This is a genomic window from Pseudomonas sp. PDM01, from assembly GCF_014852325.1.
Lineage (GTDB): Bacteria > Pseudomonadota > Gammaproteobacteria > Pseudomonadales > Pseudomonadaceae > Aquipseudomonas > Aquipseudomonas migulae.
The window spans coordinates 166,369-181,974 of sequence record NZ_JACVBK010000001.1 but is presented as its reverse complement, the minus strand read 5'-3'; the positions used below and the strand labels follow the sequence as shown (position 1 = coordinate 181,974).

Here is a 15,606-nt window from a genome sequence, read left to right as displayed (position 1 = left end):
ACCTGAAGCCCGGCTTCAAGCGTCCCAAGGTGCGATGGCGTCAACATCAATCCCGTAGCGCGCAATCGCTTCGGCACACACGCCGGCATCGAGGCGCCCGTCCTGAACCAGTGACGTCAGGGCACTCAAGACGATCTGATGGCGGTCCACTTCGAAAAACGCGCGCAACCGGCTGCGGGTATCACTGCGGCCGAAACCGTCAGTGCCGAGCACCGTGTAACGCGCCGGCGCGTAGCTGGCGATCAGTTGGGGCAAGGCACGCACGTAATCGGTGCTGGCAATGATCGGTGCCTTGTCGTTGAGCGATTCCTGAACGTGGCTGCGCCGCGCCGGTTGTCCCGGATGCAGGCGATTCCAGCGCTCCACCTCACGGGCCTCACGGGCCAGCTCGGTGAAGCTGGTGACGCTCCAGACCTCGCTGTCGATGTTCCAGTCACTGGCCAGCAGCTCGGCTGCCGCGATCACTTCAAGCAGGATCGCGCCGGAACCCAGCAACTGAACGCTGCCGCGTGCATCCTCGACTTCATGCCGGGCGAACAGGTACATGCCCTTGATAATTGCCTGTTCGACGCCCTCGGGCAGGTTGGGCTGCGGGTAGTTTTCGTTCATCAGCGTGACGTAGTAGAACTCGTCGACCTGACGTTCCAGCATCTGGCGCATGCCGTGATCGAGGATCACCGCAAACTCACCGGCGAACGCCGGATCGTAGGCCCGGCAGTTGGGCACCATCGCCGCCATCAAGTGGCTGTTGCCGTCCTGATGCTGCAAACCTTCGCCCCCCAGGGTCGTGCGCCCCGCCGTGGCGCCGAGCAGAAACCCGCGCGCCCGCTGGTCCGCCGCCGCCCAAATCAAATCGCCGATACGCTGGAAGCCGAACATCGAGTAGTAGATGTAGAACGGCAACATCGGCAGGCCATGCACCGAATAGCTGGTCGCGGCGGCTACCCAGGAACTGATCGCCCCGGCCTCGCTGATGCCCTCTTCGAGAATCTGCCCGTCGAGGGCTTCGCGATAGCTCAGGATCGAACCAATGTCCTCCGGCTCATAACGTTGGCCCACGCTGGAGTAAATCCCGATCTGCTTGAACAGGCTGGCCATGCCGAACGTGCGCGCCTCATCGGCCACGATCGGCACGATGCGCGGCCCCAGTTGTTTATCCCGGAGCAAACCACTGAGCATCCGCACAAACGCCATGGTGGTGGACATTTCCTTGCCTTCGGCAGCAATGGCGAACCCGGCGTAACTGTTGACGTCGGGCACGGCCAAGGACGTCGACGTGGTGGGCCGCGACGGCATATAGCCGCCCAATGCCCGGCGACGTTCATGCAGGTAGCGCATTTCGGCGCTGTCGTCGTCGGGTTTGAAGAAGCTCAGCGAGGTCGCCTGTTCATCGGTCAACGGCAAATTGAAACGGTTACGGAAGGCGATCAACGCGTCCTTGTCGAGTTTCTTCTGCTGGTGCACGGTCATCTTGCCCTGCCCGGCATCGCCCATGCCGAAGCCTTTCTTGGTCTGCGCGAGAATCACCGTGGGTTTTCTGCCCTCGCGCATCGCGCTTTGGTAGGCGGCGAAAATCTTCACCACGTCGTGGCCACCGCGTTTGAGGCGGTCGATCTGTTCATCGGTCAGGCCCTGGGCCAGATGTGCCAGGGCTTCGTTCTGGCCAAAGAACTGATCGCGGTTGAAACGTCCGTCCTTGGCGGCGAACGTCTGGAACTGGCCATCGACCGTGGCGGACAGGGCCTTGACCAGCGCGCCGTCGTGATCCCGGGCAAACAGTCCGTCCCAGTCAGAGCCCCAGACCAGTTTGATGACGTTCCAGCCGGCCCCACCGAACAGCGCCTCCAGCTCGTCGATGATGCGACCGTTGCCCCGCACCGGACCGTCCAGACGCTGAAGGTTGCAGTTGACCACCCACACCAGATTATCCAGCCCCTCGCGTGCCGCCAGTGTCAGGGCCGACATGCTTTCCGGCTCATCCATTTCACCGTCGCCGAACACCCCCCAAACGGTGCGCCCGGCGGTGTCTTGCAGGCCGCGATGTTCCAGGTAACGCATGAAACGCGCCTGGTAGATCGAGCTGATCGGACCGATGCCCATCGAGCCGGTCGGGAACTGCCAGAAGTCCGGCATCAACCACGGATGCGGATAACTCGACAGCCCCCGGGCGCCATTGGCGCGTGCGCCGATCTCTTGCCGGTAATGCTGCAAGTCCTTCTCTTCGAGGCGGCCTTCCAGAAAAGCCCGTGCATAAACGCCCGGCGCCGAGTGCGGCTGGTAGAACACCAGATCGCCGCCGCTGGTTTCTGTGCGCGCCCTGAAGAAGTGGTTGAAGCCCACCTCAAACAAATCGGCGGCGCTCGCGTAGCTGGCGATGTGGCCGCCAAGTTCCCCGTAGGCCTGGTTGGCCCTCGCCACCATGACCAACGCGTTCCAGCGCATGATCGAGGCCAGGCGTTCTTCGAGCGCCAGATCCCCCGGGAACACCGGCTGCTGCTCAACGCTGATGGTATTGATGTAGGGCGTGCCGTGACGGGGCCGCCAATTCATCTCGCAGGTGCTGGCCAGCGTCACCAGCATGTCCATGATCTGCCGGGCCTGCCCGGTGCCGCCGTGGGCGATGACCGATAGCAAGGCATCGCGCCATTCAGCGATTTCCTCGGCATCTTCCGTGGTCTGGCCGGGTAACTGGGCATGAAGATCGGACGGGTTCATGGGCATCTCCTGCAAAAGGCTGATTCGTTATCAATGCGCGGTGGAGGGTTTGCTCGGGCCAGGCTTTTGACCTGCTCGACCGCTTCGATGACGGAGCGCTCGGTCCGGGCATCCCGGGCTATCGGGTAAATATTGATTCTGCGCTTGGGCAAATCGCGTAAAAAGCGCTTATCCAGTTCGCCAGCCACGACAAGGCAGTAATCACAGGTGGATGTGTGCGCTTCAAACATTCCAGCACTCATCGGCGCGACATCGACCTGCATCAGTGCAATGTTTTCAAAGCAACTGAAACTGTGGTGAATCAACTCTAGATGTTCACTTCCCAGTCCAGCAGTGATCACCACAATGCGCGTGCCACTTGAGGGCTCGCGCATCCATTTCCTGGCGTTATTACGACGGTCGGCAGATCGGCTCATAGGCGTTGCCTTTCTTATTGGGTGTGTTTGATTGAGCGGGCGAAGACATCCGCTAAATGACGTAGCGCTCCTGCAGCACGCTTTTCGCCAGACTCCGGGTCGCCAACAAAACGGCTTCCACCTGTCGATCCATCGCTGCATGGGTTGAGGCGACGGTTCCCAGGTCGACGACGCGCAGCGAGTGACCGCAGACGGATCCCAGCCAGGTCAGGCCCGGCACCGTGCCGACTTCGACGTCCAGTAAAAAACTGCTTTTGCACACGCCGCGCAGCAATTGGCGGGCATCGCACGCTTGCTCGGGGCTGGACCCGACCCGTAACCAGTCGAGCATCAATGCCCTGCATTGCTTGACGGCCAGGTAAGCCACCTGATCCCAGTCGTCGATGGCCACGTGCAGCTGGTCGATCATGTATTTGGGCAACGCGGCACTGGTCACGATGACCACCCCGGCATCCGCCGAGGGTTCCTTGATCCAGACGGCGGATTGCGATATCGCATGCATGGCGCTACTCCCGGCGATTGAACGTTGTCCCCTTTCCTGTAGGAGCCGGCTTGCCGGCGATGAGGCCCGTTGGTTTTGCATCGATCTCAAGGCCGCCATCGCCAGCAAGCCGGCTCCTACAAGGGTTCGGTGACAGACACGAAAATGTGAACAACACAATCCACTGTAGGAGCCGGCTTGCCGGCGATGAGGCCCGTGGGTTTTGCATCGATTTCAAGGCCGCCATCGCCAGCAAGCCGGCTCCTACAAGGGTTCGGTGACAGACACGAAAATGTGAACAACACAATCCACTGTAGGAGCCGGCTTGCCGGCGATGAGGCCCGTGAGTTCTGCATCGATTTCGAGGCCGCCATCGCCGGCAAGCCGGCTCCTACAGGTTTGTGATCAGCCGTTACGGAACAGGAAGCTGTAGGCATTCAGCGCAGGCACCCCACCCAAGTGTGCGTAAAGCACTTTCGAGCCTTCAGGGAACTCGCCACGGCGAACCATTTCGATCATCCCGTGCATGGATTTCCCTTCGTACACCGGGTCGGTCAGCACGCCTTCAAGTCTGCCGCACAGGCGGATGGCTTCCAGCGTGCCGTCGTTGGGCAAGCCGTATTCCGGATAGGCGAACCGTGTGTCGAGCACCACATCTTCTTCGGTGATTTCGCGCCCCAGCTCCACCAATTCAGCGGTGTGCCGGGCGATACGCAGGATCTGTGCCTTGGTCTTTTCCGGTTTGGCCGAAGCGTCGATACCGATGACATTCTTCGAACGACCGTCGGCGGCAAACCCGACCACCATGCCCGCCTGGGTGCTGCCGGTCACCGAGCAGACCACGATGTAATCGAACTTGAAGCCGAGTTCCTTTTCCTGCTGGCGGACTTCCTCGGCGAAACCGACGAAGCCGAGACCGCCATACGGATGCTCGGAACAGCCCGCCGGGATCGGAAACGGTTTGCCGCCGCGCTCCACCACATCGTTCATCGCCTTTTCCCAGCTGGGCCGGATACCAATGTCGAACCCGGCGGCGTCCAGTCGTACATCCGCGCCCATGATGCGAGACATCTCGATGTTGCCAACGCGGTCATATACGGCATCGGAGTAGTTCACCCAGTTTTCCTGGACCAGCACGCACTTCATGCCCAGGTGTGCGGCAACGGCAGCGACCTGGCGGGTCTGGTTCGACTGGATCCCGCCGATGGACACGAGGGTGTCGCAGCCCTGCTCGATGGCCTCGGGAATCAGGTATTCAAGCTTGCGCGTCTTGTTGCCACCGAAGGCCAGGCCACTGTTGCAGTCTTCACGCTTGGCATACAGCTCGACCTTGCCGCCCAGGTGTTCGCTGAGGCGTTTCAAGGGGGTGATGGGCGAAGGACCGAAGGTCAACGGATAGCGTTTGAAACGATTCAGGTTCATGACTCTGCTCCTTGATTATTGGATATCCAAGCGCCAGACCGAAAGGCAAACAGGCTGCATTCCAGGTTCTTTCAGAGGGGCTTCGATGAGTTCAATATTAAGAACAAAGCCAAAAATATGTGTTGCAAGTTTCAACGCATTAAAGAAACATAAATCATCACCTAACACTTCAAACAACTTTTTATTGCGTAGAAATCCATATGAACGCAACAAATACTCACAAGAAAACCGGCACACCCAGCCCGGAGCCACACCCGCTGGACCGGACCGACCGCGCCATTCTCAAGGCGCTGCAACGCGACGCTTCCATCTCCAATGTGGCGCTCGCCGAGAAGGTCAAACTGAGTGCGCCGGCGTGTTTGCGCCGCGTGGAACGCCTCAAGCAGGCGGGTTTGATCAAGGGCATCGTCGCGTTGCTGGACAATGACGCGCTGGATGCGGGCATGGTGGTGTTGATCGGCGTGGTGCTGGACCGCTCGACGCCGGAATCCTTCGCTGCCTTCGAAGCGGCGGCGCAAAAGGTTTCCGGCTGCATGGAATGCCATGTGGTGACGGGGGAATTCGACTACTTCATGTTGTTGCGCACCAAGGACAGCAACAGTTTCAACCGCCTGCACGCGGAGCAATTGTTGTACCTGCCCGGTGTGCGGCAGATTCGTTCGTTCATGGGGTTGCGCCAGGTGGTCTCGACGCCGCAGATACCTCTTTGATAGCCCGTGTCAGCCGCGCAACTTGCGCGGTGACCGGGCCCGATCCCGCTTTATTGACCCGGTTTGGCCACCGCCACGCGCCACACCTTGTTACCGACATCGTCCGCCACCAGCAGCGCACCGCTCTGATCAAGCGCTACGCCCACCGGACGCCCTTGAGCCTCGCCTTCGCCATTGAGGAAACCGGTAAGGAAATCCACCGGTAAACCTGAAGGCTTGCCGTCGCTGAACGGAATGAACACCACCTTGTAGCCGGCCTGCGGATTGCGGTTCCACGAGCCGTGTTCGCCGATGAACACGCCATTGGCGAAAGCGCTGGGCATGCCGCGCGAGTCAGAGAACGCCAGGCCCAGCGGTGCGACGTGGGTGCCCAACGCGTAATCCGGGGCGATGGCCTGGGCCACCTTGTCCGGACGTGGCGGCTCAACCCGGGTGTCGACGTGATTGCCGTAGTAACTCCATGGCCAGCCGTAAAACGCGCCGTCTTTTACCGACGTCAGGTAATCCGGCACCAGGTCGCTGCCGATTTCATCGCGCTCATTGACCACGGTCCACAACTGGCTCGAACCGGGTTTCCAGGCCAGGCCGTTGGGGTTACGCAGGCCGCTGGCAAACAGACGCTTGTCGGCGCTTTTAACGTCAACTTCCCAGATCGCCGCCCGCCCTTCTTCGGCCGCCAGACCGTTTTCGCCAACGTTGCTGTTGGAGCCCACGGTGACGTAAAGCTTGGTGCCCTCAGGGTTGGCGAGCACGTTCTTGGTCCAGTGATGGTTGATACCGGCAGGCAGATCGGTGACTTTCACCGGCGTCGCCGTGATCTCGGTTTGCCCCTCGCTGTAAGGCACCTTGACCAGGGCGTCGGCGTTGGCGATGAACAGTTCGTTGCCCACCAACGCCATGCCGAAGGGTGACGTCAGTCCACTCATGAACACCGTGCGCAGTTCAGCGTGACCGTCACCGTCGGCATCGCGCAGCAAGGTGATTCGATTGGCGCTGGGCGCATCGGCGCCGACACGGCCCATCACAAAACCCATCGCGGTGCGCCGCGCCCAGGCCAGCGGACCGCTGCCACCGTCAGTGGCGCCTTCAGGCATCGGCGGGTGATTGCTCTCGGCGACCAACAGATCGCCATTGGGCAATCTGTAGATCCAGCGCGGGTGGTCGAGGTTTTCGGCCAGGGCCGTCACCGTGAAACCGGCGGGCGCTTTCGGCTTGTCGCTGCCGGCCCAGCCGATGGCCTTGGACACCTTCAACGTCGGGATCAGCGTAGTCGTGGGCTCAGGCAACTGCGGGCTCGGGCCGACACTGGCCTGCGGCGGCAGTTTGGAAGATTCACCACACGCGGTGAGCAACGCGGCAGCGGTCATCAAGAGCGCCAGTCGGCGGGAGACAGTCATGGTTCGAACCTCGCAATGGCCATCCGTGGGCCAATTTAGGAATAGGCAAAATCCCGTCGAGTATCGCGGCGCCGATTCGTTTCAAACACCGCGCCCGCCACAAATCAATTTTGCCTGAATCGCACGAATGCAAACGTCCAATGCCGGGCACTATCCCTGACAAAGACGCAACCCACTGTAGGAGCCGGCTTGCCGGCGATGGGGCCCGAGAGTTTTGCATCGATTTCAAGACCGCCATCGCCAGCAAGCCGGCTCCTACAAGGGTTTGGTGGCGGGCACGAAAAAGGTGAACAACACGATCCACTGTAGGAGCCGACTTGCCGGCGATGGGGCCCGTGGGTTTTGCATCGATTTCGAGACCGTCATCGCCGGCAAGCCGGCTCCTACAAGGGTTTGGTGGCGGGCACGGGAAAGGTGAGCAACACGATCCACTGTAGGAGCCGGCTTGCTGGCGATGGGGCCCGCAAGGTTTGCATCGATTTCAAGACCTCCATCGCCAGCAAGCCGGCTCCTACAAGGGTTCAGTGGCGGGCACGGAAAAGGTGAACAACACGATCCACAGTAGGAGCCGGCTTGCCGGCGATGGGGCCCGCAAGGTTTGCATCGATTTCAAGGCCGTCATCGCCGGCAAGCCGGCTCCTACAAGGGTTTGGTGGCGGGCACGGGAAAGGTGAACAACACGATCCACTGTAGGAGCCAGCTTGCTGGCGATGGGGCCCGTAAGATTTGCATCGATTTCAAGGCCGCCATCGCCGGCAAGCCGGCTCCTACAAGGGTTTGGTGGTGGGTACGGGAAAGGTGAGCAACGCGATCCACTGTAGGAGCCGGCTTGCTGGCGATGAGGCCCGTGGGTTTTGCATCGATTTCAAGGCCGTCATCGCCGGCAAGCCGGCTCCTACAAGGGTTTGGTGGCGGGCACGGGAAAGGTGAGCAACACGATCCACTGTAGGAGCCGGCTTGCCGGCGATGGGGCCCGCAAGGTTTGCATCGATTTCAAGGCCGTCATCGCCGGCAGTCAGGCGGGATTCAGCAGTGCCTCGCGCAGCAGCCTGGCCGCTGGCGAGTCCGGGACGCCTTTGCGCGACACCAGTTCATAGGGTTCGCTGCGTGAGGTGATCGGCAGCGGCAGCGTGGTGGTGAAGCCGTAGCCGGAGCAGAACTTCGCCACGTCGGTCGACACCAGTGCGACGAGGGTCGGGTTTTCCTGGAGCAGCGACAGAGTGGCGAAGGCCGAGGTGGTTTCCAGCAAATGCACCGGAAAACGCAGGTCTGCCTCATGAAACTCCCGCTCCAGCAGCAGACGCATCGGCATGTTGGCGCGATAGACGACCCAGCGGTAATCCACCAGGTCTTTCAACGACAACTGGCGGGCATAGGCGAACGGATGCTGGGTGCTGGCAATCACCGCCAGGGTTTCCTCGACGAAGGTCGAGCTCTCATACAAGTAGGGGGTGGTGCTGATGGTGGTACGGCAGATCGCCAGGTCCAGGCGCCCGGCATCGAGCTGGCTGAGCAGCGCGGCGCTGGTGTCTTCGACAATCTCGATGGACAGCTTCGGGTTGTCGGCGATCACCCGGCTGATCGCCGTGGTCAGCAGCGGCACGGCGCCCATGATGGTGCCGACCGACACGCGTCCGCCCTCGCCGCTCATGATGCCAATGATCTCTTCGCGCAGGTGCGCAAGGTCAGTCTGGATCAACCGCGCGTACCGGATGACCGAACGTCCGGCGTCGTTCGGCTCAAGCCCGCGGTTAGTGCGGGTGAACAGCGCAGTGCCGAAAGTGGTTTCAATTTCTTGCAGCGCCTTGCTCGCGCCGGGCTGGGTCAGCGCGACCTGTTTGGCCGCGCCCAGCAACGAGCCGTGCTCATCCAGGGCGATCAGCAAACGGAGCTGCTTGACGTGCAGGCGGGACATGATCGAGTTCAGTGAGGGCGTCATCAGGGTTAACTAAAAGTTATAGAGGTATCGAAAGTTGTCAGTATCGAGGCTGGCCAAGACGGCCCTATAGTCCACTCCACAGCCAGGCAATGCAATGGGTTTGACCAGAGCGCGAAAGCCCTCCTGCCCCAGACCGGTTGCAACAATAACAATCCTGTATAACTTGTGGTGAATCATGTCACTCATCAATTACGTCACCAAAATCCAGTTCGGCTACGACAGCCTGCAGCACCTGGCCGCCGAAGCCGAGCGCGCCGGCATCACCCGGCCGCTGATCGTCACCGATGTCGGCGTGCGCAATGCCGGCATCGTCGACAAAGTCATCGCCGCCCTCGGTAGTGACCGCGCACCGACAATCTTCGACGCCACCCCGCCCAATCCGAATGAGCACGCCGTGCGTGAAGCCGTGGCCCAATACCACCTCGGCGAGTGCAACGGCATCATCGCTGTCGGTGGCGGTTCATCGATCGATCTGGCCAAGGGCGTCGCGGTCTGCGCCACCCACGACGGTCCTCTGCAAAGCTTCGCGGTGATTGAAGGCGGACTGGATCGCATCACCTCGGCCACCGCGCCGCTGATTGCAGTTCCGACCACGGCGGGCACCGGTAGCGAGGTGGGTCGCGGCGCCATCCTGATCCTCGACGATGGTCGCAAGGTCGGCGTTATCTCCCCCTATGTCGTGCCGCGCGTGGCCATCTGCGATCCGGAGTTGACCCTCGGTCTGCCGCCCATGCTCACCGCCGCCACCGGCATGGACGCTATCGCGCATTGCATCGAAACGTTCATGGCCCCGGCCTTCAACCCTGCCGCAGACGGCATCGCCCTCGACGGTTTGTGGCGTGCCTGGGAACACATCGAACGCGCGACCGCCGAGCCCGGTGATCGCGAAGCGCGGATGAACATGATGAGCGCGTCCATGCAAGGCGCGCTGGCCTTCCAGAAAGGACTGGGCTGCGTGCACAGCCTTTCCCACGCCTTGGGCGGCATCAATCCGAAACTGCACCACGGCACTTTGAACGCAATTTTTCTACCGGCGGTCGTGCACTTCAACGCCAACGCCCCGACTGTCCGTGACGAGCGCAAACTGGAACGACTGCGCCATGCCATGGGCCTTGAGGCCGACGCGAACATCGGCGCAGCCATCGAAGACATGACCAAACGCCTGGGCCTGCCGACCCGCCTGAGCCAGATCGGCGTCGATGAAAGCCTGTTCGCCGGCATCGTCGAGGGCGCTTTGCACGATCACAGCCACAAGACCAATCCGCGCGAAGCATCCTCGGCGGACTACCTGTCGATGCTCGAACAATCGCTGTAAGCAGCCGCTGCCCAACAACAATAAATCAGGAGGCAACCGCGTCGTCGATCTCACCCCCCGAGCATCGACGGCAGCGGAACAATCATGAAGCCCACCGTCCTTATCGAACGGCAAGACGCCATTGCCATCGTCACCCTCAGTCATCCGGGAAAGATGAACGCCCTGACCCTGTCCATGTGGCAAGACCTGGGTGACGTCATGACCGAACTGTCCGCCGACCTCAGCGTGCGCTGCGTGGTGTTGCGCGGTGCGGGCGAACAGGCCTTTGCCGCCGGCGCCGATGTCGGCGAGTTTCCGAGCGTGCGCGCCAACCAGGCGCAAGCCCGACACTATGCCGAAGTCACTTCAGCGGCGATGCGCGCGGTTGTCGACTGCCCGCACCCGGTGATCGCGATGATCCACGGCGTGTGCGTCGGCGGTGGCCTGGAAATCGCTGCACTCTGCGACCTGCGTATCTGTGGCACGTCCAGCCGCTTCGGCGCGCCGGTCGGCAAGCTCGGGCTGGTCATGTCCTATGACGAAATGGCCGGGCTGGTGGCGCTGGCGGGACGCTCGACGACCCTGGAGATTCTCCTTGAAGGCCGCATTCTCGACGCCAACGACGCCTACGTGAAAAACCTCGTGACCCGCGTCGTACCGGATGCCGAAGTCGAATCCGAAACCCTCGCCACCGCCAAACGCATCACTAACGGCGCCCCGCTCGTCGCCCGCTGGCATCGCCAGGCGGCACGACAACTGGAAGCGGGCATCGCCCCCACCGTCGAGCAGATCGACAGCAGTTACGCCTGCTACGACACCGACGATTTTCAGATCGGCCTGAACGCGTTCATCGCCAAAGCCAAACCACAATTCGAGGGCAAATAACATGGGACCGCTGACAGGAATGCGCGTGGTAGAACTGGCTCACATCATGTCCGGCCCGGTGTGCGGCATGATGCTGGCCGACATGGGCGCCGACGTGGTGAAGGTCGAGAAAGTCCCGGACGGTGATGATTCGCGCCGCTTCTCGCCGATCATGGCCAGCGGTGAATCCGCTTCGTTCATGGTGGTCAACCGCAACAAGCGCGGGATCGGCCTGAACCTGAAAACCGAGGGCGGCCGCGACGTTCTGCGCCGCCTGCTGATGGACGCCGACGTGGTCACGGAAAACTACCGCGCCGGCACCATGGAAAAATTCGGCCTCGGTTACGAAACCCTGAAAACCCTCAACCCCGGGCTGATCTACTGCGCGATTTCCGGTTACGGCCGCAGCGGGCCGTTCGGCGAGAAAGGCGGTTTCGACCTGATCGCCCAAGGCATGAGCGGCATGATGAGCATGACCGGCGAAGCCGGGCGTGAGCCGGTCAAGGCCGGTTCGCCGGTGGCCGACATCAACTCCGGCATCCTCGCCGCCCTCGGCATCTGCGCCGCGTATGCCGCGAAACAGAAAACCGGCCTTGGGCAGATGGTCGACACCTCGCTGTTCGAAGCCGGCCTGCAACAAATGTACTGGCCAGCAGCGGCGTATTTCGCCGACGGCACCATCCTGCCAAAAATGGGTTCGGCCAACTCCACCAGCGCGCCGTACCAGGTGTTCCGCACGGCGGACGGCTGGATCAACATCGGCGCCGCCAACCAGGCCAACTACGAGCGACTGGTCGAGGCGCTGGCCGTTCCGCAATTGAAAGCCGACCCTCGTTTCGCCAGCAACGCCTTGCGCATGGAGCATCGCCTGGCGCTGGTGGAAATCCTCAACGAAGTCCTGGTCGCACGCACCACGGATGAATGGATGGTGTTGTTCGACAGCCTCGGCCTGCCTGCCGGGCCGGTCCTCGACATCGCCGCCGCGCTGGCCCACCCGCAAACCAAGGCACGCGGCATGGTCGTCGAAACCGAACACCCGACCGAAGGCCGAGTGCGCGGCATGGGCTTGCCGATTCACTTCTCCGACATGGACAACGCCGCGCCACCGACCAGCCGCCCTGCACCGCTGCTCGGCGAGCACACCCGCGAAGTGCTGAAGGAAAGCGGGTATGCGGAAAACGAAATCGACGAGTTGATTCGCACCCAGGCGGTGGTCGCACTCGCCTCCTGAACCGAACTGTGCGGGAGCGAGCCTGCTCGCGATGGACGTTAACGAAAACGCGTTTTTGGCTGGATAAACGCGACGCCCTCAGGTCCATCGCGAGCAGGCTCGCTCCCACAAGGAGCAGCGTTCGCGTTGCTTTTTTGAACAACTACAACAAAAACAATAGGTGAACATCATGAGCCGTATCTTGACCGAGTCCGTCAGCCGCCGATCCTTTCTAGTGTCTGCCGGCGTCACCGTGGGTGGTGCTTTCGCCGCCAACCTGCTGCCTTCCAGCGTCTTCGCCGCGACCAAACCCATCGTGCTGCGCTACACCAGCAGCCTGCCCGACACCCATCCGCTGAACCAACAGATGAAGGCCGCCTCGCTGGCGATCAAGGCCGAAACCAACGGCGCGGTGGACTTGCAGGTGTACGCCAACGGCGCCATGGGCGGCGACACCGACATGCTGTCCCAGGTGCGCGCCGGGGCAATCGATTTCATTCCACTGCCGGGTGCGATTCTCTCGACGCTGGTGCCGGCCATGTCGATTGAAAGCATGCCGTTTGCGTTCAAGGACTACGACAGTGTCTGGGCTGCACTGGACGGCAAGCTGGGCGAGTACGTGCGCGCCAAGACCGAGAAGGTCGGCCTGATCCCGATGGAAAAAGTCTGGAACAACGGCTTCCGCCAGATCACCAGCTCGACGCGGCCGATCAACACGCCGCAAGACCTCGCCGGCTTCAAACTGCGCGTCTTGGTCAGCCCGCTGTGGACGTCGATGTTCAGCGCCCTGGGCGCCTCGCCGACCGGCATCAGCATCAACGAAACCTACTCGGCCTTGCAGACCAAAGTGGTCGACGGCCAGGAAAACCCGCTGGTGGTGGTCGAGTCCGCACGTTTCTATGAAGTGCAGAAATATTGCTCGATGACCGACCACATCTGGGGCGGTTTCTGGATCGTCGCCTCGGGCAAGACCTTCCCGAAACTGCCGGCGGACGTGCAGGAAATCGTCTCCCGGCAGATCAACGCCGCCGCGCTGGTTCAGCGCCAACAGGTGATCGACCTCAACTCCAGCCTGGAGCCGTCGCTGACCGCCCACGGCATCACCTTCAACAAAGTCGACCGCACACTGTTCAGGACAGACCTGCAATCGAAAGGCTTCTACACCCAATGGAAGGACAAGTACGGCCCGGAAGCCTGGAGCTTGCTTGAGCAATACGCGGGTCAACTGTCCTAAGCCGGAGACAAAGTCATGAAAAATGAACTGCCAATGACGGATGTTGCTCCCGCTGAAGGACTCAGCCCACACCAAACCACATTTCGTCTCGGCCGCGCGCTGGACACCGGTCTGCGCTGGCTGACCGAGGGCAGCGCGGCGTTGCTGGTGGTCATCGAAGTCACGCTGCTGTTCTGCAACGTGTTCTCGCGTTATGTGCTCAACCAGCCGATTGTCTGGGGCGACGAACTGGCTTCGCTGCTATTCCTGTGGCTGGCGATGCTCGGTTCGGTGGTGGCGATGCGACGCGGCGAGCACATGCGCCTGACCTCGTTCATCTCGCGGCTGCCCGTGGAGAAACGTGCGTTCATCGACACCCTGGGCGCGGTGATCGTCATCACCTTCATCGGGCTGCTGTTTACCCCGGCCTGGGAGTACGTCAGCGACGAGTGGATCATCACCACCGCCGCCCTCGAAATCCCCAACGCCTTTCGTGTGTCCGCCATCGCCGTCGGCCTGAGCCTGATGTTGATGACCTGCGTCGCCCGGCTGTTGACCAGCGCACGGTTGATCGACTTCTCGGTCTCGGTGGCGATGCTCGCGTCCCTCGGCGCGTTGTTGTGGGTGGCCGAAGGCTGGATGCTGCTGATGGGCAACTGGAACCTGGTGATCTTCTTCATGGTCGGCGTGATGGCGATGATCGTCATCGGCGTCCCCATCATGGTCGCGTTCGGCCTGGCCACGGTGGCGTACCTGTCGACCATGACCAGCACACCACTCACGCTGGTGGTCGGGCGGATGGACGAAGGCATGGCGAGCCTGATCCTGCTGGCCATCCCGCTGTTCGTGTTTTTGGGTGCGCTGATCGAAGCCATGGGCATGGCGCGGGCGATGATCCGTTTCCTGTGCTCGCTGATCGGCCATGTGCGCGGCGGTTTGTCGTATGTGCTGATCGGCGCCATTTACCTGATCTCCGGCATTTCCGGCTCGAAAGCGGCCGACATGGCCGCCATCGCCCCGGCGCTGTTTCCGGAAATGAAGAAGCGCGGCGAGGACGAAAACGAACTGGTGGCGATGCTTAACGCTTCCGGGGCGATGTCGGAAACCATTCCGCCGAGCCTGGTGCTGATCACCATCGGTTCGGTGACCGGTGTGTCGATTTCCGCACTGTTCACCGGCGGTTTCATGCCGGCGGTGGTGGGCGCGATTGCGATGGCAGCCGTCATCTGGTGGAAGAACCGCAAAGGTGAGGCCTCTACCGGCAAACGCGCCTCGGGCAAGGAAATCGGCCACTCGCTGCTGCTCGCGATCCCTGCGCTGGCCCTGCCCTTCGTGATCCGCACTGCGGTGGTCGAAGGGGTCGCCACCGCGACCGAAGTCGCCGCCATCGGCGTGGCTTACACCTTCATCGTCGGTCTGCTGTGTTACCGCTGCTTCGACTGGCGCCGCTTGTACCCGATTCTGGTCAGCACCGCGTCGTTGTCCGGCGCGATCCTGATCATCATCGGCAGCGCCACCGCCATGGCCTGGGCGCTGACCCAGTCGGGCTTCTCGCACCAATTGGCGCAAGTGATGGCGACCGTTCCGGGGGGCGCGATGGGCTTCCTGATCATCTCCGCCGTGGCGTTCATCCTGCTCGGCAGCTTCCTGGAAGGCATCCCGGCCATCGTGCTGTTCGGCCCGCTGCTGTTCCCGATTGCCAAAGCCATGGGCATCAACGACGTGCATTACGCCATGGTCGCGATCTTCGCCATGGGCCTGGGCTTGTTCGCCCCGCCATTCGGCGTCGGTTTCTACGCCGCGTGTGCCATCGCCAAGGTCGACCCAAGTGGCGCCATGCGCCGGGTCTGGCCGTATCTCGGCGCCCTGGTCGTGGCCCTGGCGGTGCTGATCGCCGTGCCGTGGATTTCCATCGGTTTCCTGCCGTCTGCCTGAATCAACCTTT

The 15,606-nt window shown here is 61.9% G+C and carries 12 protein-coding genes; 6 read left to right on the top strand and 6 right to left on the bottom strand.

Annotated features, from left to right (window positions below; genetic code table 11):
* Positions 1-15: 15 nt before the first annotated feature.
* From mdeB to IB246_RS00820, 4 genes are all read right to left on the bottom strand, one after another.
* Entirely contained in the window at positions 16-2,715 is a 2,700-nt protein-coding gene (mdeB, locus tag IB246_RS00835; protein WP_008036369.1) for an alpha-ketoglutarate dehydrogenase, read from the bottom strand.
* Positions 2,712-3,131, bottom strand: coding sequence for a hypothetical protein (locus tag IB246_RS00830; protein ID WP_223449437.1), 420 nt, complete (start codon positions 3,129-3,131; stop codon positions 2,712-2,714). Before IB246_RS00830 ends, mdeB begins: the two co-directional genes overlap by 4 nt.
* 52 nt (positions 3,132-3,183) lie before the next feature.
* Complete coding sequence (locus tag IB246_RS00825) at positions 3,184-3,633, bottom strand: hypothetical protein (protein ID WP_008036370.1); 450 nt, start codon at positions 3,631-3,633, stop codon at positions 3,184-3,186.
* 384 nt (positions 3,634-4,017) lie between these two features.
* On the bottom strand, positions 4,018-5,034 hold the full coding sequence (locus IB246_RS00820; protein WP_008045265.1) for a 1-aminocyclopropane-1-carboxylate deaminase: 1,017 nt from the start codon (positions 5,032-5,034) through the stop codon (positions 4,018-4,020).
* A gap of 200 nt (positions 5,035-5,234) precedes the next feature.
* Here IB246_RS00820 and IB246_RS00815 point away from each other — a divergent pair, with 200 nt between their 5' ends.
* Positions 5,235-5,744, top strand: a complete 510-nt coding sequence (locus IB246_RS00815; protein ID WP_008045266.1) for an Lrp/AsnC family transcriptional regulator — start codon at positions 5,235-5,237, stop codon at positions 5,742-5,744.
* A gap of 50 nt (positions 5,745-5,794) precedes the next feature.
* Here the strand turns inward: IB246_RS00815 and IB246_RS00810 are convergent, their stop codons facing one another.
* Both IB246_RS00810 and IB246_RS00805 read right to left on the bottom strand, forming a co-directional pair.
* A complete protein-coding gene (locus IB246_RS00810; RefSeq protein ID WP_008045267.1) occupies positions 5,795-7,141 on the bottom strand; it encodes a PQQ-dependent sugar dehydrogenase in 1,347 nt (448 codons plus the stop codon).
* A 1,015-nt stretch (positions 7,142-8,156) separates the two neighbouring features.
* Positions 8,157-9,080 (bottom strand): LysR family transcriptional regulator, encoded by a 924-nt coding sequence (locus IB246_RS00805; RefSeq protein WP_008033815.1) that lies wholly within the window; start codon positions 9,078-9,080, stop codon positions 8,157-8,159.
* Between the two features lie 175 nt (positions 9,081-9,255).
* Here IB246_RS00805 and IB246_RS00800 point away from each other — a divergent pair, with 175 nt between their 5' ends.
* From IB246_RS00800 to IB246_RS00780, 5 genes are all read left to right on the top strand, one after another.
* Positions 9,256-10,395: an iron-containing alcohol dehydrogenase gene (locus tag IB246_RS00800; protein WP_008043085.1), complete on the top strand. Its 1,140-nt coding sequence runs from the start codon at positions 9,256-9,258 to the stop codon at positions 10,393-10,395.
* Positions 10,396-10,479: 84 nt separating this feature from the next.
* Positions 10,480-11,259, top strand: coding sequence for an enoyl-CoA hydratase-related protein (locus tag IB246_RS00795; RefSeq protein WP_008043086.1), 780 nt, complete (start codon positions 10,480-10,482; stop codon positions 11,257-11,259).
* 1 nt (position 11,260) lies between these two features.
* Positions 11,261-12,469 carry a CaiB/BaiF CoA transferase family protein gene (locus tag IB246_RS00790; RefSeq protein WP_008033811.1) on the top strand — a complete coding sequence of 403 codons (1,209 nt, stop codon included), beginning with the start codon at positions 11,261-11,263 and terminating at the stop codon, positions 12,467-12,469.
* 169 nt (positions 12,470-12,638) lie between these two features.
* Positions 12,639-13,682, top strand: coding sequence for a TRAP transporter substrate-binding protein (locus IB246_RS00785; protein ID WP_008033809.1), 1,044 nt, complete (start codon positions 12,639-12,641; stop codon positions 13,680-13,682).
* Positions 13,683-13,697: 15 nt separating this feature from the next.
* The gene (locus tag IB246_RS00780; protein WP_008043094.1) at positions 13,698-15,596 is read left to right on the top strand and encodes a TRAP transporter large permease subunit; all 1,899 of its coding nucleotides are present in this window, start codon (positions 13,698-13,700) and stop codon (positions 15,594-15,596) included.
* The last annotated feature ends 10 nt before the right edge of the window (positions 15,597-15,606 follow it).

Excerpts from the sequence above, each read along its gene's own strand:
- mdeB (WP_008036369.1), bottom strand. The coding sequence starts at position 2,715 with ATGAACCCGTCCGATCTTCATGCCCAGTTACCCGGCCAGACCACGGAA.
- IB246_RS00830 (WP_223449437.1), bottom strand. The coding sequence starts at position 3,131 with ATGAGCCGATCTGCCGACCGTCGTAATAACGCCAGGAAATGGATGCGC.
- IB246_RS00825 (WP_008036370.1), bottom strand. The coding sequence starts at position 3,633 with ATGCATGCGATATCGCAATCCGCCGTCTGGATCAAGGAACCCTCGGCG.
- IB246_RS00820 (WP_008045265.1), bottom strand. The coding sequence starts at position 5,034 with ATGAACCTGAATCGTTTCAAACGCTATCCGTTGACCTTCGGTCCTTCG.
- IB246_RS00815 (WP_008045266.1), top strand. The coding sequence starts at position 5,235 with ATGAACGCAACAAATACTCACAAGAAAACCGGCACACCCAGCCCGGAG.
- IB246_RS00810 (WP_008045267.1), bottom strand. The coding sequence starts at position 7,141 with ATGACTGTCTCCCGCCGACTGGCGCTCTTGATGACCGCTGCCGCGTTG.
- IB246_RS00805 (WP_008033815.1), bottom strand. The coding sequence starts at position 9,080 with ATGACGCCCTCACTGAACTCGATCATGTCCCGCCTGCACGTCAAGCAG.
- IB246_RS00800 (WP_008043085.1), top strand. The coding sequence starts at position 9,256 with ATGTCACTCATCAATTACGTCACCAAAATCCAGTTCGGCTACGACAGC.
- IB246_RS00795 (WP_008043086.1), top strand. The coding sequence starts at position 10,480 with ATGAAGCCCACCGTCCTTATCGAACGGCAAGACGCCATTGCCATCGTC.
- IB246_RS00790 (WP_008033811.1), top strand. The coding sequence starts at position 11,261 with ATGGGACCGCTGACAGGAATGCGCGTGGTAGAACTGGCTCACATCATG.
- IB246_RS00785 (WP_008033809.1), top strand. The coding sequence starts at position 12,639 with ATGAGCCGTATCTTGACCGAGTCCGTCAGCCGCCGATCCTTTCTAGTG.
- IB246_RS00780 (WP_008043094.1), top strand. The coding sequence starts at position 13,698 with ATGAAAAATGAACTGCCAATGACGGATGTTGCTCCCGCTGAAGGACTC.